21 protein-coding genes are annotated in these 23,819 nt (G+C 70.8%); 13 read left to right on the forward strand and 8 right to left on the reverse strand.

The window, feature by feature from the left end; translation table 11 throughout:
• Positions 1 to 74: 74 nt before the first annotated feature.
• Positions 75 to 1,121 (reverse strand): glycoside hydrolase family 11 protein, encoded by a 1,047-nt coding sequence (locus ABZU32_RS33395; protein ID WP_354928616.1) that lies wholly within the window; start codon positions 1,119 to 1,121, stop codon positions 75 to 77.
• 198 nt (positions 1,122 to 1,319) lie between these two features.
• On the opposite strand from ABZU32_RS33395, the gene ABZU32_RS33400 reads away from it, so the two are divergent.
• Positions 1,320 to 1,574, forward strand: coding sequence for a hypothetical protein (locus ABZU32_RS33400; RefSeq protein WP_354928619.1), 255 nt, complete (start codon positions 1,320 to 1,322; stop codon positions 1,572 to 1,574).
• A 130-nt stretch (positions 1,575 to 1,704) separates the two neighbouring features.
• On the forward strand, positions 1,705 to 2,736 hold the full coding sequence (locus tag ABZU32_RS33405) for a cellulose binding domain-containing protein (RefSeq protein WP_354928621.1): 1,032 nt from the start codon (positions 1,705 to 1,707) through the stop codon (positions 2,734 to 2,736).
• 46 nt (positions 2,737 to 2,782) lie between these two features.
• Here the strand turns inward: ABZU32_RS33405 and ABZU32_RS33410 are convergent, their stop codons facing one another.
• Positions 2,783 to 3,772, reverse strand: a complete 990-nt coding sequence (locus tag ABZU32_RS33410) for a DUF2332 domain-containing protein (RefSeq protein ID WP_354928623.1) — start codon at positions 3,770 to 3,772, stop codon at positions 2,783 to 2,785.
• A 287-nt stretch (positions 3,773 to 4,059) separates the two neighbouring features.
• On the opposite strand from ABZU32_RS33410, the gene ABZU32_RS33415 reads away from it, so the two are divergent.
• The 3 genes from ABZU32_RS33415 to ABZU32_RS33425 all read left to right on the forward strand — a co-directional run bounded on the left by ABZU32_RS33415 (position 4,060) and on the right by ABZU32_RS33425 (position 7,694).
• On the forward strand, positions 4,060 to 4,932 hold the full coding sequence (locus ABZU32_RS33415; protein ID WP_354928626.1) for a DUF4328 domain-containing protein: 873 nt from the start codon (positions 4,060 to 4,062) through the stop codon (positions 4,930 to 4,932).
• Positions 4,933 to 5,200: 268 nt separating this feature from the next.
• Positions 5,201 to 6,763 (forward strand): cellulase family glycosylhydrolase, encoded by a 1,563-nt coding sequence (locus tag ABZU32_RS33420; protein ID WP_354928629.1) that lies wholly within the window; start codon positions 5,201 to 5,203, stop codon positions 6,761 to 6,763.
• Positions 6,764 to 6,818: 55 nt separating this feature from the next.
• Positions 6,819 to 7,694, forward strand: coding sequence for an alpha/beta hydrolase (locus ABZU32_RS33425; RefSeq protein ID WP_354928632.1), 876 nt, complete (start codon positions 6,819 to 6,821; stop codon positions 7,692 to 7,694).
• Positions 7,695 to 7,829: 135 nt separating this feature from the next.
• Here the strand turns inward: ABZU32_RS33425 and ABZU32_RS33430 are convergent, their stop codons facing one another.
• Both ABZU32_RS33430 and ABZU32_RS33435 read right to left on the reverse strand, forming a co-directional pair.
• On the reverse strand, positions 7,830 to 8,201 hold the full coding sequence (locus ABZU32_RS33430; protein ID WP_354840773.1) for a hypothetical protein: 372 nt from the start codon (positions 8,199 to 8,201) through the stop codon (positions 7,830 to 7,832).
• Between the two features lie 44 nt (positions 8,202 to 8,245).
• Complete coding sequence (locus tag ABZU32_RS33435) at positions 8,246 to 8,539, reverse strand: hypothetical protein (RefSeq protein ID WP_354928635.1); 294 nt, start codon at positions 8,537 to 8,539, stop codon at positions 8,246 to 8,248.
• A 500-nt stretch (positions 8,540 to 9,039) separates the two neighbouring features.
• On the opposite strand from ABZU32_RS33435, the gene ABZU32_RS33440 reads away from it, so the two are divergent.
• Complete coding sequence (locus ABZU32_RS33440; protein WP_354928638.1) at positions 9,040 to 9,543, forward strand: DUF523 domain-containing protein; 504 nt, start codon at positions 9,040 to 9,042, stop codon at positions 9,541 to 9,543.
• Positions 9,544 to 9,949: 406 nt separating this feature from the next.
• Here ABZU32_RS33440 and ABZU32_RS33445 read toward each other — a convergent pair whose 3' ends face one another.
• The gene (locus ABZU32_RS33445; RefSeq protein WP_354840784.1) at positions 9,950 to 11,185 is read right to left on the reverse strand and encodes a DUF4032 domain-containing protein; all 1,236 of its coding nucleotides are present in this window, start codon (positions 11,183 to 11,185) and stop codon (positions 9,950 to 9,952) included.
• 779 nt (positions 11,186 to 11,964) lie between these two features.
• Here ABZU32_RS33445 and ngcE point away from each other — a divergent pair.
• From ngcE to ABZU32_RS33475, 6 genes are all read left to right on the forward strand, one after another.
• Positions 11,965 to 13,413 (forward strand): N-acetylglucosamine/diacetylchitobiose ABC transporter substrate-binding protein, encoded by a 1,449-nt coding sequence (ngcE, locus tag ABZU32_RS33450; RefSeq protein ID WP_354840787.1) that lies wholly within the window; start codon positions 11,965 to 11,967, stop codon positions 13,411 to 13,413.
• Positions 13,414 to 13,419: 6 nt separating this feature from the next.
• The gene (locus tag ABZU32_RS33455; protein WP_354840790.1) at positions 13,420 to 14,373 is read left to right on the forward strand and encodes a sugar ABC transporter permease; all 954 of its coding nucleotides are present in this window, start codon (positions 13,420 to 13,422) and stop codon (positions 14,371 to 14,373) included.
• A 2-nt stretch (positions 14,374 to 14,375) separates the two neighbouring features.
• Positions 14,376 to 15,281 carry a carbohydrate ABC transporter permease gene (locus tag ABZU32_RS33460; protein ID WP_354928641.1) on the forward strand — a complete coding sequence of 302 codons (906 nt, stop codon included), beginning with the start codon at positions 14,376 to 14,378 and terminating at the stop codon, positions 15,279 to 15,281.
• A 138-nt stretch (positions 15,282 to 15,419) separates the two neighbouring features.
• Complete coding sequence (locus ABZU32_RS33465) at positions 15,420 to 17,528, forward strand: M6 family metalloprotease domain-containing protein (protein WP_354928644.1); 2,109 nt, start codon at positions 15,420 to 15,422, stop codon at positions 17,526 to 17,528.
• 97 nt (positions 17,529 to 17,625) lie between these two features.
• The gene (locus ABZU32_RS33470; protein WP_354928647.1) at positions 17,626 to 18,192 is read left to right on the forward strand and encodes a carboxymuconolactone decarboxylase family protein; all 567 of its coding nucleotides are present in this window, start codon (positions 17,626 to 17,628) and stop codon (positions 18,190 to 18,192) included.
• 79 nt (positions 18,193 to 18,271) lie between these two features.
• Entirely contained in the window at positions 18,272 to 18,571 is a 300-nt protein-coding gene (locus tag ABZU32_RS33475) for a 4a-hydroxytetrahydrobiopterin dehydratase (protein WP_354840802.1), read from the forward strand.
• A 21-nt stretch (positions 18,572 to 18,592) separates the two neighbouring features.
• On the opposite strand, the gene ABZU32_RS33480 is transcribed toward ABZU32_RS33475, so the two are convergent.
• Both ABZU32_RS33480 and ABZU32_RS33485 read right to left on the reverse strand, forming a co-directional pair.
• Complete coding sequence (locus tag ABZU32_RS33480) at positions 18,593 to 21,208, reverse strand: PEP/pyruvate-binding domain-containing protein (RefSeq protein WP_354928650.1); 2,616 nt, start codon at positions 21,206 to 21,208, stop codon at positions 18,593 to 18,595.
• Positions 21,205 to 21,990: a helix-turn-helix domain-containing protein gene (locus tag ABZU32_RS33485; protein WP_354928653.1), complete on the reverse strand. Its 786-nt coding sequence runs from the start codon at positions 21,988 to 21,990 to the stop codon at positions 21,205 to 21,207. The genes ABZU32_RS33480 and ABZU32_RS33485 overlap by 4 nt, the downstream gene beginning before the upstream one ends.
• A gap of 180 nt (positions 21,991 to 22,170) precedes the next feature.
• Here ABZU32_RS33485 and ABZU32_RS33490 point away from each other — a divergent pair, with 180 nt between their 5' ends.
• Positions 22,171 to 22,962 carry a class II aldolase/adducin family protein gene (locus ABZU32_RS33490; protein ID WP_354928656.1) on the forward strand — a complete coding sequence of 264 codons (792 nt, stop codon included), beginning with the start codon at positions 22,171 to 22,173 and terminating at the stop codon, positions 22,960 to 22,962.
• 15 nt (positions 22,963 to 22,977) lie between these two features.
• Here the strand turns inward: ABZU32_RS33490 and ABZU32_RS33495 are convergent, their stop codons facing one another.
• Positions 22,978 to 23,799 (reverse strand): fused MFS/spermidine synthase, encoded by an 822-nt coding sequence (locus tag ABZU32_RS33495; protein WP_354928770.1) that lies wholly within the window; start codon positions 23,797 to 23,799, stop codon positions 22,978 to 22,980.
• Positions 23,800 to 23,819 lie beyond the last annotated feature (20 nt).

The raw sequence follows: 23,819 nt of genomic DNA on the forward strand, positions 1-23,819 counted from the left end.
GAGCAGCACGGCGACCCGGGCCTTTTCGGCGCGGACTTCGGCGACCTCGTCGAGGATTCAGGTTCGTACGCCGGTCAGCCTGCGCTGCAGGAGACCGAGGGCCAGTTGTAGTTGCCGTTGTGCTGGATGGTGACGCCGAAGTTGTTGCCGCTGCCGTTGGGCTTGGCGGTCAGCACCTGGGCGCTGGGGTAGCTCGCGCTGATGTTCCAGGTGGAGAGGATCTTGGCGGGCGAGGGCACGTTCATCGTTACGGTCCAGTTGCTGGAACCGGAGACCGCGACGTTGAGGTTGTAGCGGTCGCTCCACGACTGGCCGGCCGACAGGGTCGCGGTGCAACCGCCGCCGCCACCGCCGCCACCGCCGCCACCGCCGCCGCCACCGCCGCCACCGCCGCCACCGCCGCCACCGCCGCCACCGCCGCCACCGCCGGAGGTGCCCAGGGTGATGTTGGAGTTGCCGCTGCTCTGGTAGCCCTCGGTGGCCAGGATCATGTAGTCGTGGGAGCCGAGGTTCATGCCGTAGCGGGCCCAGGCGTCGAAGTGGTTGCCGGTGGTGATGGTGCCGCCGGTCTTCTTGGACTGGCGGACGCTCCAGTACTGGTTGAAGGTGCTGCTGTTGCCCTCGATGGAGGGGGCGTTGTACCGGGTGGTCATGTAGATGTCATAGGTGCCGCCGTCGCTGGTGACGGTGCCCTTGTAGGTCCCGGTGGGCCGGTAGGTGCCCCAGTTGTCCAGGATGTAGTACTCCACCAGCGGGTTCCTGGTCCAGCCGTACAGCGCCAGGTAGGCGTTGCCGGAGGGGTTGAAGCTGCCGGAGTAGTTCACCGACATGCGGCCGCCGTTCCTCCAGCCCTTGCCGGCGACGAAGTTGCCGACGTTGCTCCAGGAGGTGCTGTAGTTCCCGCCGCCGCCCAGGGTCATGGACGACGATCCACCGCCGTCACTCCAGAAGGAGTAGAAGTAACCGCCGTCGGTGCCGGTCTGGTTGCTGGTGATGGCCGCGTGGGCGGTGCCGGGGAGCATGGTGATGATCGCGACCAGGGCTATGACCCAGGCGCGGCCGATGAGCGCCCAAGGACGGCCAGGTCTGCGCATCTTCGGAAGGATGGGGACGTCGTTCATGTGCGCGCTTCCTCCTCGTGAAAGCTGGCGGTGCCAGGCGGCGTGGCACGATCCGGCGGGGCGCTTGCCGGTGACCGGGTGAGGGCCACGGCACGCCGGCGTCGTGCGACGCGGCGGAGGTGTCCGGCCGTCTTCCGGTGGACGGCCGGAGGACCAGGTCGCGGCTGGTGACCTGGATCGACAGCTTCATGCCTGCCGATGGCGCCAGTGTTCGCCCGGTTTCCTGAAAGTGTCAATCAGATGCCGAAAGATTGCGACTGCCTCACCTTTGTGGATGACGCGTTCAAACTGCTCACGGACGGCGCATGGCAGTTTCCGTGGATGAGGCATCATGAAACTTTCGGCTATCCGCCGAAATGTACGGAAGCGCGGGCGACCGAACCCGCGACGTCGGCCGCGCTCCTCGGTGCTGGCCAGGTTCGGCGGGCTGAAATTTCCATCCGCGACCTGTGACTTCGCGGCCCGCCCGGCCGCGGTGTCGACATACGGCGACACGCGGTCCTACCGTCGGCGTAGCGCGTCGATCGGTATGGCGGGGCCGGCAAGGTCACCGCCCCCACCTCCTGGCCGCCAGGGAGTCACCATGCAACGGCGAGTCATCTCCATCGTTCTCGCGGCGCTCACCGCACTGGCCGGGCTCGGGGTGACCACGCCCGCGTTCTCGGCCACGGCTCCTGCGCGGATCACGTGGCTCGCCGACACCAGCCCGCCGACGGTTCCCACCGGGCTGAGCACCACGGTCAGATGCAATCCGCTGTCGGTGACGCTGACCTGGACCGCCTCCACCGACAACGTGGGGGTCACCGGCTACGACGTGTACGGCGCGCCCTACAGCGGCGGCACGTTCGTCCCGGTCGGGACGACCTCGGCGACCTCGTTCACCCAGCCCATCAACGGGCTGTACCAGTACGAGGTGCGGGCACGCGACGCGGCCGGCAACACCTCCGCCTTCACCGAGCCGGTGCGGGTCGTGCCGCCCCCCTGCCCGACGATGCCGCCGGACCCGCAGCCGCCCACGACGCCAGGTACGCCGACCGCGACCGTCACCTGCGGCTCGGTGACGCTGACCTGGACCGCCTCGACGGACAACGTGGGCGTCATCGGGTACGAGATCTGGCGTGCGCCCGGCGCCACCGGCGGCACGTTCGCCCTGGTCGGCACCACGACGACCACGTCGTTCACCCAGTCCGGTGTGGGGGTCTACCGCTTCCAGGTGCGGGCGCGTGACGCGGCGGGCAACTACTCCGCCTTCACCTCACCGGTCACCGTCTACGTCCCCGCCTGCCCGACCAGGGGCTGTACGGCCGTGTACAGCCCGGCCGGTGACTGGCCCGGCGCGTTCCAGGGGAAAGTGGTCGTGACCAACACCGGCACCACCGCGACCACCGGGTGGACGGTCACCCTCACCTTCTCCGGCGGCCAGCAGATCACGCGGACCTGGAATGCCGCCATGAGCAACACCGCCAACCCGTACACGATCACGAATTTGAGCTTCAACGGAGCGCTGCCCCCCAACGGCTCCACCACGTTCGGCTTCCAGGCGACCACCACCAGCGGCGCCGACAACACCCCCACGACCACCTGCATCCGAACACCGTCCGGCACGATCGGGTGATGGAGGGAACCGTCGAGGGACACCTACATGGAGGAGCTGATCTCCCTCACGGTGCCTCGCCCAGATCGTGGCCGTCGTTGAGCCAGCGCAGGTGGCCGCCGTGGATGGCGGAGAACGCGACGGGGCGCCCGTCGAGCGCGACGGTGTAGGTGAGGGTGTCCGCCGGGGGCCGCCGCCCGAGGCGAGCGGCGACGTCCGGCAGGACCTCGGCGTCTTCCTGGGAGATCCAGTGCCCGTCGAGCCGCCGCACCCGGTCCACGAACGTGGCCCGGCCGGCTTCGGGCACGTAGTAGAGCACCGCGGTGTGGAAGACGACGAGCGTGGCCGACGGGGGCGCCTGGGCCGCCACCTCGCCGAGGCGCGCGTTGAGATCTCCGCGCACCACGCGGGGAGGGTCCTGCCGCGCCAGCTCGATCGCGGCGTCCAGGCGCCGCAACCGTTCGTGGTGTTCGGGCCAGACCAGCGTCCGCAGCCACCGGACGTCGTCGGGGTCGGTGACGTCGAGCGGGTTCAGGTCGATGCCGGCCCGCCAGGCGACGGTGACCGCTCCCGGTCCGGGCAGGGGCGGCTCGCCCTCGACCTGGCACCGCACCCGCAACGGGCTGTCCACCGCGCCGGCCAGGGTGCCGTCGTAGTCGTACCCGTAGCGGTCGGGGAGCAGGCACAGCCCGGCCGACGCCCCGGCCTCCAGCAGCGCCAGCGGCTGCGGCAGCGAGGCGAGCAGGGGGTACAGCGCGGCGCACCGCGCCGGCTCGTTGGTCTGCGTGCGCCGGGAGAGCATCGTGGCCACGACCGCGTCACGGTGGTCAAGGACGGCCTCGCGGAACGCCCGGTAGCCGTCCGGAGTCCCGCTGACATGCCGGGCGGCGGCGAACAGCAGGTTCGGCTGCCGCTTGGCCGCCGGGAGGCCGGACAGCAGGCCGAGCAGGTCACGGTCGTCCGCCACCCCGAGGGCGAGCTCCTCGTAGAGCGGCGAGCTGCCCCGCGCCTCCATGGACGCGAACCGCCGGTACAGCTCCACGGTCGCCGGTGCCATGACCGCACCCTAACCCGGGGGGAGAGCGGATGCATGGGCGGTGAGGCACGGGCCGAGGCGTTCCTGCCGGCCGGTGAGGCGCGGGCCGGGGCGTTCCTGCCGGCCGCGGGCTCCCCGGCACGGACCGCGGCGAGGTCCCCGGCGCCCCGCACTGAACGCGTGACGGCCGGCGGGCGGTCCGTTCCGGCGGGCGCGGGTGCGGGTAATCACGGATGCCGCGGTCGTGGCGTGCTCAATAGCATTGGGTGCTTGATCGTTGTTGTCCGTCAGACCCGGCAGGAGTCCCCATGGCTTGTCCGCGGTGCGGGTTCGCGCTGCCCACCGACGCCGTGAGGTGCCCCACGTGCGGCATTGCCGCCGACGCGCACCTTCGGATTCCCGCCGAGGTGTACGGCGCCGAGGCCGAGCCCGGCTCGCCGCTTCCCGGCGCCCACGCTCCCGGTCCGGCCGTTCGGGACTTCGCCGGTCGCGGCGGCCTGGGTGGTCACCAGGGTGCCGGGTCGGGGCCTCTGCGGCCCATCCACGGTCAGGCGGTCGGAGTGATCGTGGCGCTGGCCCTGTGGGTCGTGGGCGAGCTCGTCGCGTGCCTGACCACCGTGGTCCGCATCTTGGTGCTCAACCGGCTGGGCTCCGAAGGGTCGTCGATGGAGGAGGATCTCGAGTTCGCTGGTGGCCTCGACGTGCTCGGCGCTCTGGTCCGGACGGTCGTCCTGGTGATCGCCGCCGTCGCCTTCCTCGTCTGGCTGTTCCGCGCCCGGGCGAACGCCCAAGGGCTGAGCTGGGTGTATCAGCGTCATGGCAAGGTCTCGCTGGTTCTGGGGTGGATCGTCCCGGGCGTGAACTTCATCGTTCCCAAGCAGATCATCGACGACATCTGGCTGGCCAGCCGGCCCGGGACGCCCGCCCAGACGTGGGACGGTGAGCGCCGCTCATGGCTGGTGCGGTCCTGGTGGGTCGGCTATCTGCTCTCCATGTACGGCATCCGGTTCGCTCAGCGGGCGATGGAGCTGGGGACGGACGGAGACCCGGTCGTGGTCGTCGCGTGGCTGGAGGTCATCGCCACGCCGATCGGCATCGCCGCGGCGGTCCTCGCGGCGATGGTCGTCTGGCGGATCAGCGCCGTCCAGGAACTGCGTTGCGGCGTGGGTGCCGGGGGCTGAACCTTTCAATGGATCTGTGCCGCGTCGCGACGGTGATTAATCGGTTCAATTTCCGTGGGGTGTGCGCGTTTGTCCTGGCCGGGATGGGCTGGGGTGCCCGCGGTGCCCGCATGGCGCCTGACCGGTGATGACCAGCGGCCACGCGGAGCGTCCGCCGTAGCGGTGGAGGGTCGCGACCGCCGACTTAATCGATTAATTTCGGGACGCTTCATTCGGCGGTCCATCGCGTGCCGTACCGGTGGCCGTTCATTTCCGGAAAGGACGCCTGATGAGACGAAGTCTCGCCACTTTCGCGGCGGCCGCGCTGGTCGCCGCGGGTGGGATCGCAGCGGTGATGGCGCCGGCCGCCGGCGCCGCCGCAGGGTGCACGGTGGCCTACAAGATCACCAATCAGTGGAGCGGCGGATTCCAGGGCGACGTGGCCATCACCAACCTCGGTGACCCGCTGACCGGCTGGAAGCTGGACTTCGACTTCCCCGACTCCGGCCAGAAGGTCGCCTCGGGGTGGAACGCCACCTGGACGCAGTCCGGCGCGCACGTCACGGCCGTCGGCATGTCGTACAACGGCTCCATCGCCACGAACGCCACCGTCTCCGGCATCGGGTTCACCGGCACCTTCGGCGGCGCCAACCCCGTCCCCACCGCCTTCTCGGTCAACGGTGTGGCCTGCACCGGAGTGCCGACCGCGTCCCCGACGCCCACCCGGACGCCCACGCCGACGCCCACTCCCACAAGGACGCCGACCCCGACCCCCACGCCGACGCCCACGCCCACGCCCACGCCCACGCCCACGCCCACGCCCACGCCGAGCGTGCCGCCGGGTTCGGCGCCCAAGCTGCACGTCTCAGGCAACAAGCTCGTCAACCAGGCGGGGCAGGCCGTCCGGCTTCTCGGCGCCAACCGCTCGGGCGGGGAGTTCGCCTGCATCCAGGGCAACGGCATCTGGAACGGGCCGATGGACGACGCGTCCATCAACGCCATGGCCGCCTGGAAGATCAGGACCGTCCGCGTTCCGCTCAACGAGGAGTGCTGGCTCGGCACCGGCAACGTCCAGTCGCAGTACGCCGGCACGACCTACCAGAACGAGGTGAAGGGGTACGTCTCCAGGCTGCTGGCGCACGGCATCACCCCGATCGTGGAGATGCACTGGAGTTACGGCGCCTACACCGGAAACTCCTCCGCCTGCACTGACGTGCACGCTTCGTGCCAGAAGCCCATGCCGGACGCGCAGTACGCGCCGAGCTTCTGGACCTCGGTCGCCAACACCTTCAAAAACGACACCGCGATCGTGTTCGACCTGTTCAACGAGCCCTACCCCGAGCGGGCCACCGGCAGCGCGGCCTCCGGCTGGGCGTGCTGGAAGAACGGCGGCACCTGCGCGGGCATCGGGTACCAGGTGGCGGGCATGCAGACCCTGGTCAACGCCGTGCGCGCGACCGGGGCGCAGAACGTGATCCTGCTCGGCGGGCTCGCCTACTCCAACGACCTGACCCAGTGGCTGTCGTACAAGCCGTCCGACCCGGCCGGCAACCTCGTCGCCGCCTGGCACTCCTACAACTTCAACGTCTGTGCCAACCAGAGCTGCTGGGACAGCCAGCTCGCCCCGGTGGCCGCCCAGGTGCCGCTCGTGGCGGGGGAGATCGGCGAGAACGACTGCGCCCACGGGTACATCGACCAGCTGATGAGCTGGCTGGACCAGAAGGGCCTGTCCTACCTGGCGTGGACGTGGAACAACTGGGACTGCTCCAGCGGACCGTCCTTGATCACCGACTGGAACGGCACGGCCACGAACTACGGGGCCGGCTTCAAGGCCCACCTCGCCACCCAGTGACCGCCTCCGGCGGGGGGTCTTGTCGCCGAGCGAAACAGAATGGAATTCTGTCGGCATGAACCGCGCGACGACCAACGGCGTCGAGATCGCCTACGAGGCTTTCGGGCCCCCCGCCGGCCGGCCGCTACTGCTGATCATGGGTCTCGGCTCGCAATTGATCAACTGGGACGTGGAGCTCTGCGAGCTGTTCGCCGACAGCGGGCACCGCGTCGTCCGCTTCGACAACCGGGACGCCGGCCTGTCCACCCACTTCCACGAGGCGGGCGTGCCCCACTTCAACCCGGGGCCGGACGGCGTGCTCGCGCCGCCGCCGTACCTGCTGGAGGACATGGCCGACGACACCGCCGGCCTGCTGGACGCGCTGGGCTGGGACGCCGCCCACGTGCTCGGCGCGTCCATGGGCGGGATGATCGCGCAGAGCTTCGCCATCCGCCATCCGTCCAGGACGCTCAGCCTCACCTCCATCATGTCCACGCCGTCTCCGCACATCGGCTCGCCCACCCCTGAGGCCATGGCGGTGCTGGTCACCAGGTCGGCTCCCGAGCGCGACGCCGTCGTCCGGCGGGCGATCGAGTCGCGCCGGGTCATCGGCTCGCCCGGCTACCCGGCGGACGACGAGCGCGTCGCCCGGCTGGCCGGCGAGAGCTTCGACCGCGCCTACGACCCGGCCGGGTTCGCCCGCCAGCTCGCCGCCATCCGCGGGTCGGGCGACCGCACCGCCGCGCTCAGGGAACTGTCGGTCCCCGCCCTGGTCATCCACGGCGAGGCCGATCCGCTGGTGCGACCGCCCGGCGGCCAGGCCACCGCGGACGCCATCCCCGGGGCCAAGCTGCTGACCTTCCCGGGGATGGGACACGACCTGCCGCGCGAACTGTGGCCGGACATCGTCGCCGCCGTCACCGACCTCACCGAGCGCGCCCACCGCCCCTGAACGAGGACGCGCCCGCCGCCCTGAACACGCGTGCCGTGATCAGGGGCGCGGTCGCTGCCCTGAACACGCGTGCCCTGATCTCGGACGCGGTCGTCGCTGTGGACGCGCCTCCTCCGTCGCGGGGCGCGTCCACCGTCAGATGTCGAGCTTCTCGTCGATCGCGCGGAGCGAGTGCCGCGCCATCGCGAGATTGGCGCGACCCCGGTCCAGCGCCAGGTACAGGAACAGGCCCTTGCCGCCCCGGCCCGACAGCGGGCGGATGATGTGGTACTGGTTGCTCAGCGTGATCAGGATGTCCTCGATGCCCTCCTTGAGGCCGAGGGCGTCCATCGTGCGCAGTTTGGCCTTGATGACCTCGGTGTTCCCGGCGGCCGCGACCTGAAGGTCGAGATCCTTGGAGCCGCCCAGCGTGCCGAGCGCCATGCCGCTGTTGTAGTCGACCACCGCGGCGCCGACCGCGCCGTCGACGGCCATCATCTCCTTGAGGGAGACATCAATGCCGGCCATGTTCGTCGTTGTTCCTCTCGTGGGTGCGAGCGCGCCGGCCGCCGCTATCCGGCCGCCGGCGCGCGTTCGACGATGGCGGCGAGCCGCGCCGCCGTCCTGCGTCCCTCCATCCGCAGCAGCCCGAGGTTGGCGCCCCTGGCCGCCAGGACGGTGAGAACGAGCGTCGCGCGCAGGGTGCGGCGCAGCGCGGCGGCCGACTCCTGCGGATCGAGGTCGGTGACCGTCCGTCCCGCCGCGACGGCCTTGCTGTCGGTGCCGCCGGTGTCCTCGATGACGAGAGCGTCCAGCGCACCCGGAATGGCCAGGATGTCGGTGAGACAGTCCTCGATGTCGAGCATGGTCGACTCCTCGCCCGTCGATCCAAATCGCATGTGGCGGCCAACTCTAGGGAAATGACCGGGGGATTCCATTCGGCGTAAATAGCTGTGAAAGATATGAGATAGAAGGATGTCTCACCAAGTAGAAGGATCGATCCCCCAAGTGGCAGGCGCTGGCTCGAATACCACTCGGTGTGATGGGGAGAATGTCTGGCTGGCGCTATTTGTCCCACAATGAAGCGAGGAAACGGGGATTTATTGCCCTGTTTGTCTCCCCTGCCCGGAGCGTCCAGCGCCGCTACCGCGAGCGACTCGGCGCTGCTCCGAGGGTCCCGGGGCTGCCACGAGGCCGGAGGACTCCGGGAGCGGTGTCAGGGGACCGGAGGATTCCGGGAGCGGTGCCAGGGGACCGGAGGATCCCGGGAGCGCTGCCACGGGACTGGAGGACTCTGGGAGCGGTGCCAGGGGAACCGGCCGCTGCCGGGAGATCCTGGGGCCGTGGCGGTGGCTACCTTGGAGGGATGGAGAGGATTCTGGTCAGTGCGTGTCTGATCGGCCGTCGGGTGCGGTTCGACGGCCGCGCCAAGACTCTCGACGACACGCTGCTCGCCCAGTGGCACACCGAGGGGCGACTGGTGCCGTTCTGCCCCGAGGTGGAGGGCGGGCTGCCGGTGCCGAGACCGCCCGCAGAGATCGAGGGCGGAGTCGGCGGCGCCGCCGTGCTGTCCGGGGTCGCGCGCATCCTCACCCCTGACGGCGCGGACGTCACCCGGCACTTCCTGGCCGGGGCGCAGGGCGCGCTCGCGGTCGCCCTGTCGATGGGCGTCAGGCTCGCCATCCTCAAGGACGGCAGCCCGTCGTGCGGCAGTCTGCGCGTCCATGACGGCACCTTCCGCGGGCGGGCGACCCCCGGCGCCGGCGTGACGGCCGCCCTGCTCGAGGCCAACGGCATCCGCGTCTTCACCGAATCCCACCTCCCCGACGCCGCCGCCCACCTCCACCACCTGGAATCCACCCCGACTTGACCCCAGGGCCCGGTGGGCCGCCGTACGAGTGGCGCCGGCATCGCCGTACCGCGTCCCACCGCCGCGGCGCCATTGGGGCAGGTGCCGCGGATGGGTGGGGATGGCCGGTGGTCCGCCGTGCGTGGGCCGGTTGGGTCCGGGCGGCCGGTGGGCCGCCGTACGGGTCCTGCCGCCATGGCGCCATTGGTCAAGGGGGTCCAAAGTCCAGTGTGGGCGGATCGAGGTGGCCGGTGGGCCGCCGTACGAGTGGCGCCGGCATCGCCGTACCGCGTCCCACCGCCGCGGCGCCATTCAGGGGCTCGTTGTGGGAGAGGAGTCGGGGCGTTGTGGAGAGGGCGGTGGCCTTCGCACGCGTATTTCGGGGGGCGGGGGCGTGCTGTTCGGGCGTGGTTCTGGTGGCGAAGGGTCAGGGGTTGAGGGGGTCGGATGGGTGGGCGTCGCCTATTACGGCTTTTTCGTCGGGTTTGAAGACCAGGACGGTGTCGATGTAGGACTTCACGGCCGCTTCCAGGCCGACGTCGCGGCCGGCGGCCTCGGACATGAACCAGCGGTGGTCGAGCACCTCGTGGAAGAGCTGGGCGGGTTCCAGCTTGCCGCGCAGTTCGACGGGGATGGCGTTGACGGTCGGCTGGAAGGTCTCGGCCAGCCAGCGGTGCGCGACGATCGCCTCGTCCTCGTGGCGCAGCCCTTTGGCGACCCGGAAGGCGTCCAGGTCGTTCAGCAGCCGCCTGGCCTGGTTCTCCTCGACGTCCAGCCCGGTCAGGCGCAGCAGGCGGCGCTGGTGGTGGCCGGCGTCCACGACCTTCGGCCGCACGATCAGCCGGGCGGTGCCGGCCTTGCGCCTGACCATCATCTCGGCGACGTCGAAGCCCAGGGAGTTGAGCCGCCGGATGCGCTGGTCGACGCGGTGCCATTCCACGTCCTCGACGATCTCCTCCTGGGTGAGCTCGTCCCATAGCCGGTGGTAGCGCTCGATGAGCTGCTCGGCGAAGGCCAGCGGGTCGATCGAGGGGTGGAGCAGGCCGCCGGCCTCCAGGTCGAGCATCTCGCCGTAGATGTTCACGTGGGCGACGTCGATGTCGTGGGAGCGCTGGCCCTGGGTGAGCACCGGATGCAGTTCGCCGGTCTCGGCGTCCACCAGGTAGGCGGCGAACGCGCCCGCGTCCCGGCGGAACAGCGTGTTGCTCAGCGAGCAGTCACCCCAGAAGAAGCCGGCCAGGTGAAGGCGCACCAGGAGCACCGCGAGGGCGTCGAGCAGGCGGATCAGCGTGTCGGGGCGCAGCGTTCCCGACAGCACGGCCCGGTAGGGCAGCGAGAACTGCAGGTGACGGGTGATCAGCGCGGAGTCCAGCGGCTCCCCGTCGGCCGAGGTCCTGCCGGTGACCACGGCCACCGGCTCCACGGAGGGGGTGTCCAGGCGGCTCAGGTCCCACAGCAGCTGGTACTCGCGTTTGGCGTACCGCTGGCTGATCTCCTTGATCGCGTAGACCCGCCCGGACAGCCGGGCGAACCGGACGACGTGCCGGGAGATGCCGCGCGGCAGCGTCACCAGGTAGTGCTCGGGCCACTGTTCCAGCGGTAGGTCCCACGGCAGGCGGATCAGGTCGGGATCGCTGGGGGCGCCGGTCATCTGGAGCGGCAAGCTCGTGCTCCTCGGAGATCGATGGGATCGGGCGGGATCGGGGGGATCGGGGGGATCGGTGGTGCGAGCCGGGTCGCGGGGACGGGCGGGGGTGACAGGCTCGATCGTGGACAAAGGGTCGTATAAGCCTATTCGTTCCGTTCCTTCCGGCTCCGACGCTAGCCGTTCCGCGCGCGCGACGCCGGACCGGTCCGCCTGGCGGACACCAGGCCCCGCCGAGGGTGAGATCGCCGGTCTGTGGAGGTGATCCTCTCTGGTCCGCTTCATGGGCGCCCCGGCCCCGTCGAGGGCGAGATCGCCGGCCCCGCGGAGGTGATTTCGTCGGGTTCGCCGTCCGCCGCCGCCGGAGCGGGCTCTCCGGCCGCCGGTCGCGTCCGGGGAGGCGGCTCTCCGGACGCCGGGCCGCGCCTGCGGCGGTGGCAGGCCTGGCGCGTGGCCAGCGTTATCGGATCGTGACGATCGGGCTGCGTGGGCGGGAAGGCGACCGGACCTGTGGGGGCGTGCGGCGGGGTCGGCGGGCATCTGGTCTAGACCGGGTATGGGGGGTGTCGAATTACGGGCTGTTTGTGCCATCATCGGCCCATGACCTGTGCCGTTGTGAGATTACGCCGGGGTTTCCTCACGCCTCCGGCGTGCCCCTCTGTCGCGGGTCGAATGCTGGTCGGCCACAGCTCGATCACGGGTTGGCCCATACCACTTGACGGTGTAGGGGGATGGACGTACGTTCCTCCAAACGTTTAGGAAACTTTCCTAATTGATAGCCCATTCTGGAGGGTTGCATGTCCAACTCCGCCGGCACGCCCCGAGAGATCACCCGGCGGCAGATGCTCCGCCGGATCGGCCTGACCGCACTCGTCGCAGGACCGGCGGCCGGCGTGCTCAGCGCCTGCGCGACCAGCGGCACCGGCACCGCCGCCCCCAGCGCCACCGCGAGCGGCGCCGCGACCTCGGCGGCCAACCCCTTCGGGGTCAAGGCGGACGCCCCGCTCGAAGTCGTCATCTTCAAGGGCGGCCTGGGTGACAGCTACGCCACCGACGTGCACGAGCCGCTGTACAAGAAGGAGTTCCCGAAGGCCTCGGTCAAGCACGTCGCCACGCAGCAGATCTCCCAGACGCTGCAGCCCCGCTTCGCCAGCGGCGACGTCCCGGACTTCATCGCCAACTCCGGCTCCGACCTGATGGACAACGGGGCCCTGCAGTCCGAGGGCCAGCTCCTCGACCTCACGCCGCTGTTCGACGCGCCCTCCATCGACGACCCGAGCAAGAAGGTCAAGGACACGCTGATCCCCGGCACCTACGAGTCGGGCCTGGTCGCCGGCAAGCCCTACATCCTGAACTACGTCTCCAGCGGCTACGGCCTCTGGTACAACGCCAAGCTGTTCCAGGAGAAGGGCTGGGCTCCGCCGAAGACCTTCGACGAGTTCAAGACGCTCTGCGAGACGATCAAGAAGGCCGGCCTCACGCCGTACGCCTACGCCGGCAAGAACGCCTCCTACTACCAGTACTGGATGATCCTGATCACGGCCGCCAAGGTCGAGGGGAACCAGGTGCTGATGGACATCGACAACCTCGTGGACGGCGTCTGGAACCGTGACTCGATCAAGCAGTCCGCCGCCGCGTGGGCCGAGATCGGCAAGTTCATGGACAAGAGCTACGAGGGCCTGATCCACACCGAGGTCCAGACCAGGCAGAACCAGGACAAGGTCGCGCTGTACCCGTCCGGATCGTGGCTGGAGAACGAGCAGAAGTCCAACACCCCGGCCTCGTTCGAGTATGCCGTCACGCCGACCCCGAGCCTGACCACGGCCGACAAGATGCCGTTCGAGGCGATCCGCTCGGCCGCGGGCGAGCCGTACATCATCCCGGCCAAGGGCAAGAACACCGCCGGCGCGCTGGAGTACGCCCGCATCATGCTCTCCAAGGAGGGCGCGAAGGGCTTCACCGAGAAGTCCGGCAGCCTCACCGTCGTCTCCGGCGCCGCCGAGGGGCTCTCGCTCAGCCCGGGCCTGAAGAGCGTCAACGACGCCCTCACGGCCGCGGGCAGCAACATCGTCACCTACAGCAGCTTCGAGAACTGGTACAAGGAGCTGGAGACCGAGCTGCGCAAGCAGACCAACTCGCTGATGTTCGGCCGCATCTCGGCCGAGGAGTTCTGCGCCAACATGCAGAAGAAGGCCGACTCGGTGAAGGCCGACTCCTCCATCACCAAGCAGAACCGGACGGTGTAGTCGATCATGCGGCATGGCGACGGCGGGCTGGCCGGGTGGCTGCTCTCTGCCAAGATGCGGACATACGGGTTCATCGTGTCCTTCCTGGCGATCCCGGTGGTCCTGTACGTGGTCTTCGTGATCAGCCCGTACATCCAGGCGTTCTACATCTCGCTGACCAACTGGAAGGGCATCTCGGCCAACCCGCAGTACATCGGCTTCGAGAACTTCGGCCGGCTGCTGGGCGACGAGGTGTTCTGGGCGGCGGTGCGCCACCACGCCCTCCTGCTGCTCGCCATGCCGCTGATCACCATCGCGATCGCGCTCTTCTTCGCGTTCCTGCTGAACATCGGGGGCGGAGGCGGGAGCGGGAAGACCAAGGGCGTCTGGGGGTCGCAGTTCTACCGGGTGGTGTACTTCTTCCCCCAGGTGCTGGCCGTCGCCGTCGTCGGCGTCCTGTTCCAGGCGATCTACCGCCCCGACGGCACCGGCGTGCTGAACGGCCTGCTGGCCACCGTCGGGCTCGGCCCGGTCGGCTGGCTGATCAACACCAACCTCGCCCTCTGGGCGATCATGGCCGTGGTCGTCTGGCAGTCGGTCGGGTTCTACGTCGTGCTGTTCTCCGCCGGCATGTCGGCCATTCCGCGCGACGTGTTCGAGGCGGCGGCCCTGGACGGCGCCGGCCGGTTCCGGCTGTTCTTCAGCATCACGCTCCCGCTCATCTGGGACACCATCCAGGTCGGCTGGGTGTACCTCGGCATCGCCGCGTTCGACTGCTTCGCGCTGGTGCAGGTGCTGTCGGTGGACCGGGGCGGCCCGGACAACGCGACCACGGTGCTGCCTCTGGAGATCTGGCGCACGGCGTTCACCTTCTCCAAGTTCGGCTACGCCTCGGCGATGGGTGTGGCGCTGTTCTTCCTGACCATCACGTTCGCGGCGCTCAGCCTGCGCGTGACGCGGCGCGAGAGGATCGAGTTCTAGTCATGGCGCTTCAGACCGATGCGGTGCGGGTGGCCAAGGCGCCGCGCGCGGCCACGACCCGGCGCCGGCAGAACCCGGTGGGCGTGTTCGGCGCCCTGTCGCACGTCGCCCTGATCGTGTGGACCATCCTGGTCGTCGGCCCGATCCTGTGGACCTTCCTCGCCTCGTTCAAGACCAACCCCGAGATCGTCGGGGACGCGCCCCTCGCGCTGCCGCACGGCTACAGCTGGGCGGCCTGGGGCCGGGCCTGGGACAAGGCCCACGTCGGCAGGTACATGCTGAACACCGTCTTCGTGGTGGGCGTGAGCACGGCATTCACGATGCTGTTCGGCTCGATGGCCGCGTACGTGCTGGCGCGCTACCGCTTCTGGGGCAACCGGGCGATCTACTTCCTGTTCGTGTCCGGGCTGTCCTTCCCGGTGTTCCTGGCGCTGGTGCCGCTGTTCTTCGTCGTGCGGAGCTTCGGCCTGACCGACACCTTCACCGGCGTGATCCTGGTCTACATCGCCTACTCGCTGCCGTTCACGGTGTTCTTCCTGACCGCCTTCTTCAAGACGCTGCCCACGTCGGTGGCCGAGGCGGCCATGATGGACGGCTGCTCGCACACCCGGACGTTCTTCCAGATCATGATGCCGATGGCCAGGCCGGGCCTGATCAGCATCACGATCTTCAACATCCTCGGCCAGTGGAACCAGTATCTGCTCCCGATCGTGCTGCTGTCGGGCAACGTCGAGGACAAGTGGCTGATCACGCAGGGCATCGCCAACATCAACACCAGCGCCGGGTACGAGGCCGACTGGCCGGGGCTGTTCGCGGCCCTGAGCATGGCCATCCTGCCGATGCTGATCGTCTACATCGTCTTCCAGCGGCAGATCCAGTCCGGACTCACCGCGGGCGCCGTCAAGTAGCGCCGCACACCCCTCTGCCATCTCTTTCGCTATTTGTCGGATAAAGACTCTTTCGTACTTCCGGCAACTGGTGGAAGATCTCCGGCAAAGACGTCTGTCACGTCCTGGGCCGGCCGGCCCGGGCGGAGGGGTGAGGCCGTGAGCGAGTCGTCGACCCATCGCAGGAAGAGACGACTGACCGTACTGTTCATCGCCGCCGTGCTGGCCCCCGTGGGGCTGGGGGCGGCTCCGGCCCTGGCGGAGCCGCCGCCCGCGCCGGCCCATCCGTGGCAGGCCGACCTGTGGCCGCAGCGGCAACCGTGGCAGGAGGGGGAGCCCGCCGCCCTGCTCCGGGGCAGGCCCGGCGGCCCGGCCGTGATCGACCCGCAGAACTGGAAGAACCCCGACCACATGACCTGGGAGGACTACAAGCCCGTCCCGGGCACCGACTGGTCGGACCCGGCGGGCGCCGCCTCCAAGCGCACCTTCAAGGGCGCGCTGGTCCTGCTCGACTACCCCGGCCAGTCGTTCGTGGTGACCCGCCCGCCGCACTCCACGGTCTTCGGCAACCCGAGCACCGAGGCGCACGACATCCCCCGCGACAAGGTCGCCCAGTTCTACAAGGACTTCCTCAACACCCCGAACCAGCTCAACCGGGGCCACACCATCAACGAGTACTGGATGGAGGACTCCGGCGGCCGGTACGGGGTCGACCTCACCGCCTTCGGCCCGTACGAGATGCCCGGCAAGTCCCACGAGTACGCGATGGAGTTCCAGAGCGGCACCGCCTGCCCGGCCGGGGACACCTGCAACCGCAACATCCGCACCGACGGACGCGCGGCCTGGGCCGCCGACGCGGGCGAGGCGACGATCGGCCAGTACGACTTCGTGTTCTACCTGAGCGCCGGCCAGGACGAGTCGTCCACGTGGCAGGAGTTCGGGCCGATCAAGTTCCCCACCAAGGAGCAGGTCACCGACCCCTTCGGGCCGCCCGACCCGGCCCTGCCCAACTGGGCGAGGACCCGGTACGTCGAGTGGACCTCCTGGGCCTCGGCGTCCACCATCTGGCCGAACGCGGGCGGCGGCTCCTCCACCCAGGCCGAGAGCTCCGGTCAGGGCGTCTACGCCCACGAGTTCAGCCACATCCTCGGCATCGGCGACAACTACAACAACCCGTTCGGGGTCCCGCCGCGCCGCGCGTACACCGGCATCTGGGAGATGCTCAGCCGGGGCAGCTTCAACGGCCCCGGCGGCCCGCACAGCCGCTGGACCATCCCGCCGACGGGCGGCGGCTCGATGGGCGCCCAGCACATGCTCCGCAACAAGATCAAGCTGGAGATGGTGGACGAGAAGAACGTCCTGCGGCTGTCGCGGGAGGCGCTGGCCGCGTCCGGCCTGGTCGTCGCCCGGGTGAAGGCCCGCGAGGCGCAGCCGGGCGACAGCGAGCTGTCCGGGGTCAACATCGCCCTCGGCACCGGCGACCTCAGCCCGAAGTGCGACGTCGCCACCGACCCGCTGTGCGACGGCGGCGGCTACCAGAACTACACGGTCGAGGTGGTCGACCGCATGGGCGCCGACTCCTTCACCCCCGACTCCGGCGTGCTGCTCGCCAAGACCAAGAACCAGGACCAGGCGCCGTTCGAGTGGGTGATCGACGCCAACCCGCAGGACATCGGCATGACCGACTACGTCCTGCCGGACGGCACGCGGGTCCCGATCACCATCGGCGACTACCGGCAGCTCTCCGACGCCCTGTTCCACGCGGGCACCGACTCCGGCAGCGAGTACGAGTACGTGGACCAGGCCAACCGCCTGCACTTCTACGTGCTCGGCCTGCAGCGCGACAAGAAGGGGATCCTCTCCTACACGGTCGCGATCCGCTCGCTGGACGGCGCGGGGCCGCAGCGGCACGGCGTCAGGGTCCTGCCCAGCGCGGCGGTCACCACGGGCACGCAGTGGGCGGCCTGCCGCTTCCCGCTCGCCAACACCGGCAAGGCCGCGGCGCCCCAGGGGCAGCACCCGGAGGACGTCGGCGCGTACCTGAAGTCCGACGTCTACCGCCTGTCGGCGAGCGTGGAGGGCAAGGGCTGGTCGGCCTGGACGCCGAACACGCTGGCCGCCGTCGGGTTCGGCGACTCCACCCTCGTGCCCGTCTACGCCCAGCGGGCCAAGGGCGGCGACCACCTCGGCCGGCTGAAGCTGACCGCGACCTCCGAGAGCGACCCCGCCAAGACCTCGACAGCGACCTGCCGGCTGGTCGGCGTCTGACCACACCGTCCGTACCACCGGCGCCCGCGGGCCCGGTGGTACGGCGTCGCCGCGCCCGCGGGCGGGCATCCGTCACCGACACACATGAGAGAGAGCCATGCCGCACATCGAATTAGGGAACGACGCACCCGGCATCGTCGGGCTGATGCTGTACCGGCCCGACACCGCCAAGGTGCTCAACGAGCTCGCCGAGATCCTGCTGCGGGGCGAGAACACGCTGACCAGGGGCGAGCGCGAGCTCATCGCCTCCTATGTGTCCGACCTGAACCGCTGCCGGTTCTGCCACGGCTCGCACGCCGCGTTCGCCGCGGCGCAGCTCCCCGGCGGCGCCGAGACCGTCGCCCAGGCCTGCGCCGACCTCGACACCGCCGACATCTCGGCGAAGATGAAGGCGCTGCTGCGCGTCGCCGGCGCGGTCCAGCGCATCGGCACCGACGTCACCCCCGCCCTGGTCGAGGCGGCGCGCGAGAACGGCGCCACCGACCTGGAGATCCACGACACCGTGCTCATCGCCGCGGCGTTCTGCATGTACAACCGGTACGTCGACGGCCTGGGCACCTACGCCCCGGAGGATCCCAAGGCGTACGAGGAGATGGCCGGCCTGATCGTCGAACGCGGCTACGGGGCCTCGGTGGCGGCCAGGCAGGAGGCCTCCGCAGGCTGACCCGCCGGGTGAGCCGCCGGGTGAGCCGGGCCGCCGGGCCCGCGCGACAACCCTTCCCGCCGCGTGCGAGACTCCTGGCATGAACAGGTTGGACGAAGCGGCGATCGCCACCCGGCTGAGCACGGTGCCCGACTGGAAGCGCGAGGGCGACGAGATCCGGCGCACGATCGTCGCCCCCGACTTCCGCACGGCCATCGCCATCGTCAACGACGTGGCCGAGCAGGCGGAGGCCATGAACCACCACCCGGACGTCGACATCCGGTGGCGGCGGCTCCACCTGGCCCTGACCACCCACGACGCCGGCGGCCTGACCGAGAAGGACTTCACCCTCGCCGCCCGCGTGGACGCCATCGCCGCCGACCACGGCGCCACGTCCTGACCCTCGGCCCGCACGGCGCCGCTACGAGGGCGGGGCCGTGGTGAGGATCTCCACGGTGCCGTGCTCGCCGTCCACGCGCAGCAGGTCGCCGGTGCGCACCCGGTCGGTGGCGTTGCCGCAGCCGACGACGGCCGGGATGCCGAGCTCGCGGGCGACGATCGCCGCGTGTGACAGGGGAGCGCCCACGTCGGTGACGACGGCCGCGGCCCGCGGGAACAGCGGCGTCCATCCCACGTTGGTGACGGTCGTGACCAGGATCTCGCCCGGCATGAGCGCCTCGCCCTCCTCCACGCTCGCGATGACCCGCGCCCGGCCCTCGACCACGCCCGCCGCGCCGGGGAAGCCGCTCACCGCCTCGGCCGCCGGCGCCTCCCGGTCGTGCTCGTCGTACACGTCGCCGCGCCGCGCGGGGTCGGCCGCCCACCGGAAGGGGTCGAACCGGCCCCTGATCAGCGCGGGGTACGGCGGCAGCGCCCGGTAGCGGTCGTAGAGCCGGCGTCGTCCGGCGACCGCCGCGAGCGCGGACGCCCCGTCCGCCGCCCCGTCCGCCGCCCCGTCCGCCGCGCTGCCGGCGCCCGGAGCGTCCCCGGCGCCGCCGCCGGGGGACCGGGCGTCGAGGACGGCGAGGATCTCCTCGACGGACAGGAAGAACAGGTCCTCGCCATGTCCGGTGATCTCGCCGGCGCGCAGCACGAAGTCGCGCACCGCCCAGAAGGCCCGGACCACCTCCGAGCGCGCCACCTCCCGGTCGCGGAGCGCCCTGGTCATGCGCGCGACCGTGCGCCGGGCGCGCCGCACCTGATGCGGGTGCTCTTCCTCCAGCCGGCGCCACGCGGCGGCGCGCCGCTCGCTCTGGCGGCCGAGGAGCGCGTCGAGGTCGTGCTCGGCCTCGCGGAGGCCGGCGAGCTGGGCGTCGATCCACCGGGGATCCTCGCCGGGGCGTGCGACGGAGACCTCGAACTCGCTCGGCCCCCGGTGGCCCCACTCGCGGGCGAAGGCGTCGCGGTCGATCTCGCCGCGGGACAGCCGGTCCAGGCCGACGAGCAGGCCGAGGCTCGCCAGAGCGGAGTCGCCGCCGTGCAGGCCGCTGCTCAGCGCGGCGACCTCGGACTCGCCGACCAGCTTGGCGAGCCGTATGCGGCCGAGGCCGAGCGCCCCGCTGTCCTGGCGGGTGGCGGCCTCCAGCATGTGCGAGCATTCGAGCAGGTACGGGCCGAGCTCCTCACGCCAGAGGGCGGCCAGAGCGGCGGCCGTGGGTGCCGCCGCGACGCGTCCGCGCAGCGCTTCACACCGCCCCGGCGCCGTGGCGAAGAACTCCGGCAGCCGGCGGGTGTTGACCCGTACTTCCCGCTTGACCGCCACCGCCGCCGGGAGGATCAGCCGGGCCATCCGCCACCACGACAGCGGCACCGTCGGGATGTCCATGCCGGCGGGCAGCCTGCCGAACACCGGCTCGATGAACATGGCGAAGCGCTTGCGCAGGCCGAACGCCGCCGCGAGCGTCATGGCCAGGCTGAGGTTCATGTAGAAGCGCCCGCCGATGCGCCCGTAGGCGCGGAACTCCGCGACGGACGAGGTGCGCATCGCACCGGACATGAAGATCTCGACGAAGGAGTAGGTGCTCGGCGTCATCACGTCGGGGATGGCCTCGCCGAGGTTGCCGTTGCTCCACAGGTAGTCGCCGGAGAGGCTGTCGTTCCACAGGTCCGCGGGCGCCGGGGCCTCCAGGGCGGTGATCGGGCGGGCCTGCAGGATGGACGGCCGCCCGGCGTGGAGGGCCCACTCGACGTCCATGGGAAGGCCGTACAGCTCCTCGACGCGCTCGCCCAGGCGGGCGAGGGCGGCGATGGCGGCGGCGTCCAGCACCGGGGCGGCGCGCAGGTCCTCGGGCACCGGCACCTCCGCGGTGCCGGCTCCGGCGCGTACGGTCATCACGGCCTTCTCGGCGGTGTGCCGGGCGATGACCGCTCCTCCCGGCCGGGCCACGACCACCGTGTCCGGGGTGACCTGGCCGCCGACGACGGCCTCTCCGAGCCCCCACGCCGCGTTGAGTACCATGCGGTCGCGCGCCCCGGTGACCGGGTCGGCGGTGAACAGGACGCCGGCCGCGTCGGCGGGCACCAGCTCCTGGACGACCACCGCCATCGTCACCTCCTCGTGCGCGACGCCGTTGCCGGCGCGGTAGGCGATGGCCCGGGTGGTCCACAGGGAGGCCCAGCAGCGCCGGACGGCGTCGATCAGGGCGACCTCGCCCTGGACGCCCAGATAGGTCTCCTGCTGCCCGGCGAAGGACATGCCCGGCAGGTCCTCGGCGGTGGCCGAGGAGCGCACGGCGACCACGGGCTCGCCGAGGGCCTTGTACGCCGCACGGATCGCCGCGCTCACCGGCTCGGGGACCTCGCGCCCGGCGAACAGCGGCCCGATCGCCCCCTCGTCCTGGGCGGCGACGGCGGACAGGACGGCCTCGCGCAGCCCACCGGCGACGAAGCGCTCGTAGGCCGTGGTGGTGACGTGGAAGCCCGGCGGGACCGGCAGCCCGGCGGCGGCCATGCGGGCGAGCGAGGCGCCCTTGCCGCCGGTGAGGGCCAGGTCGGCGGCCGGGTCGGCCAGGGGCAGCACCAGAGGGGGCTCGCTCACTGTCGGTAGTCCTCTCCGAGGTCGGTCGTCGTCAGGGACAGCCCGAGCCGTTCGCGGGCCACGCGCAGCGCCTCGTCCAGAAAGGCGAGGGCCGCCCCGGTGGCCTCGGCCGTCTGGTCGGGGGTGAGCGGGCGGCCCGCGTCCAGGGCGCGGTGCAGGGTGTCGGCGAGGAGTTCCGCCAGGTGCTCGCCGGAGAGCCGGTGGTCCTCCGGCATCCGCGGGGTGATCATGAAGAAGCCGTACATGGTGCCGGTGATCACGTTCACCTGCTCGACCGCCGACAGGTCGGTGCGGACGGCCCCGTGCTCGCGCAGCGCGCCCAGGTAGACCTCCGACAGCGAGCGCATCGCCGCGGCGGTCTGCACGGTGGGCTTGTTGCGGATCAGCTTGCCGAGCACCTCGGCGTCGCTCAGCAGGCTGGCCTTCATCAGCGGCCGGGTCATGACCGCCAGGGCGAGGTGCCGGAACAGGGAGCGGGGCGTGGCGCCGCCGGGGTCGGCGGCCAGGCCCGCGCGCACCTGTTCGAGCATGGCGACGCGGTCGCGGCGCAGCAGGGCGGCGAACAGCGCCTCCCGCGACTTCCAGTGCAGGTAGATCGTGCCCTTGGCCACCCCCGCGGCGCGGGCGATGTCGTCGATGGTCGTCTTGTCGTATCCCCAGCGCAGGATCAGCTCGGCGGCGGCGTTGAGGATGCGGTGGGCGCGTTCTTCACGGCCTGGCCCGGGGGGAGCGCCTCGGCCGGCGCGAGGTTCGGTGTCGGGGGACGGCATGGCCTCACTCACGGTGGACGAATGACCAGATAAGCTCATTTGGTCATCGGTTGGTCATCGAACGGTAAGCCCCGGTCGTCCCCGTGGTCAAACCGCCGCGTCCGGCGGACGGCGGCAGGGCCTTCACCGGCCGGACGACAACGGCCATACTGGGTGGTAACCGACAGATGTTCGGGCAATGAGGAGACCCAGATGAGCCTCTCGGACCTGCGTCCGGTCCCCGGCGAGCAGCTGACCTTCCGGCTGCCCCCGAAGTTCGAGAACGTGGCCGACGAGCGGCGCCACCGCCAGGAGCGGCTGGCCGCGGCGCTCAGGCTGTTCGGCCGCTTCGGCTTCGAGGAGGGCGTCGCCGGCCACATCACCGCGCGCGACCCCGAGCACCTCGACCACTTCTGGGTGAACCCCTTCGGCATGAGCTTCAAACACGTCAAGGTCAGCGATCTGATCCTGGTCAACCATCAGGGCGAGGTCGTCGAGGGGCGCTACCACGTCAACAAGGCCGCCTTCGCGATCCACGCGATGGTCCACCAGGCCCGGCCGGACGCCGTGGCCGCCGCGCACAGCCACTCCGTGCACGGCAAGGCCCTGTCGTCGCTCGGGCGGTCGCTGGAGCCGCTCACGCAGGACGCGTGCGCCTTCTACGAGGACCACGGCCTGTTCGACGACTACACCGGCGTCGTGGTCGAGACCGAGGAGGGCCGCAGGATCGCCCGGGCCCTGGGCTCGCACAAGGCCGTCATCCTGCGCAACCACGGCCTGCTGACCGTCGGCGACTCGGTGGACGCCGCCGCCTGGTGGTTCGTCACCATGGAGCGCTCGTGCCAGGCCCAGCTCCTGGCGAAGGCCGCCGGTGAGGTCGTCCCGATCACCCACGAGAACGCCAAGCTCACCCACGGGCAGATCGGCAACGACCTGGTGGGGTGGATCAACTTCCAGCCGCTGTACGACCAGATCGCCCGCGACGAACCCGACCTGTTCGACTGAGGCCGGGCGGGCGCGTCAGGTGAAGAGCTCGGGCGGCGGGACGGGGGTGAGCACCGCGTCGCCGTCCCTGATCGGCGCCGCGCCCGCGACGAACCTCACCAGGTCCTCCTCGTACACGCACCGGGCCTGGGTGAGGCCGCCCGCCGCCTTGCGGGTCAGCTCGGGCAGCGGCAGCGGCGCCGCCGAGGCGGTCACGATGAGGTTGCCGAACCGGCGCCCGCGCAGGATGCCCGGCTCGGCCAGCAGCGCCACGTGGCGGAAGGTGCCGCGCACGGTGGCGACGACGCGGCGCGCGAAGGCCAGCCCCTTGCCGTCGGCGATGTTGACCAGCAGGGTGCCCGATTCCTTCAGCACGCGGGCGATGTCGCCCATGTACTCGGCGGTCGCCAGATCCACCGGCATCGTCGCGCCGCTGAAGGCGTCCAGGATGAACAGGTCGGCCGAGGCGTCGCGCAGGCCGGCGGCGGCGCTGCGGCCGTCGGCCACCCGCACCTTCAGCCGGGGCACCGACCGCAGCCGCAACTGGTCGCGGACGAGCTGCACCAGCGCCGCGTCCGGCTCGATCACGATGTGCCGCGAGCCGGGCCGGGTCGCCGCGACGTACCGGGGCAGGGTGCAGGCGCCCGCGCCCACGTGCACCACGTCCAGCGGACCCTCCTCGATCGCGTCGATCACGTCGGCCATCAGCCGGACGTACTCGAAGTCGAGGTAGGTGGGGTCCTCCAGGTCCACGTACGACTGAGGGACCCCGGCCATGCTCAGCAGCCAGCCGTGCGGCCGGTCCAGGTCGCGCAGCAGCTCGACCTCGCCCATGTCCACCGGGTAGCGGCCGGGCATGGGGCCCGCCTCGGCCTTAC

It is taken from the genome of Sphaerisporangium sp. NPDC005288, from assembly GCF_040607475.1.
GTDB classification, from domain to species: Bacteria; Actinomycetota; Actinomycetes; order Streptosporangiales; family Streptosporangiaceae; genus Sphaerisporangium; species Sphaerisporangium rhizosphaerae.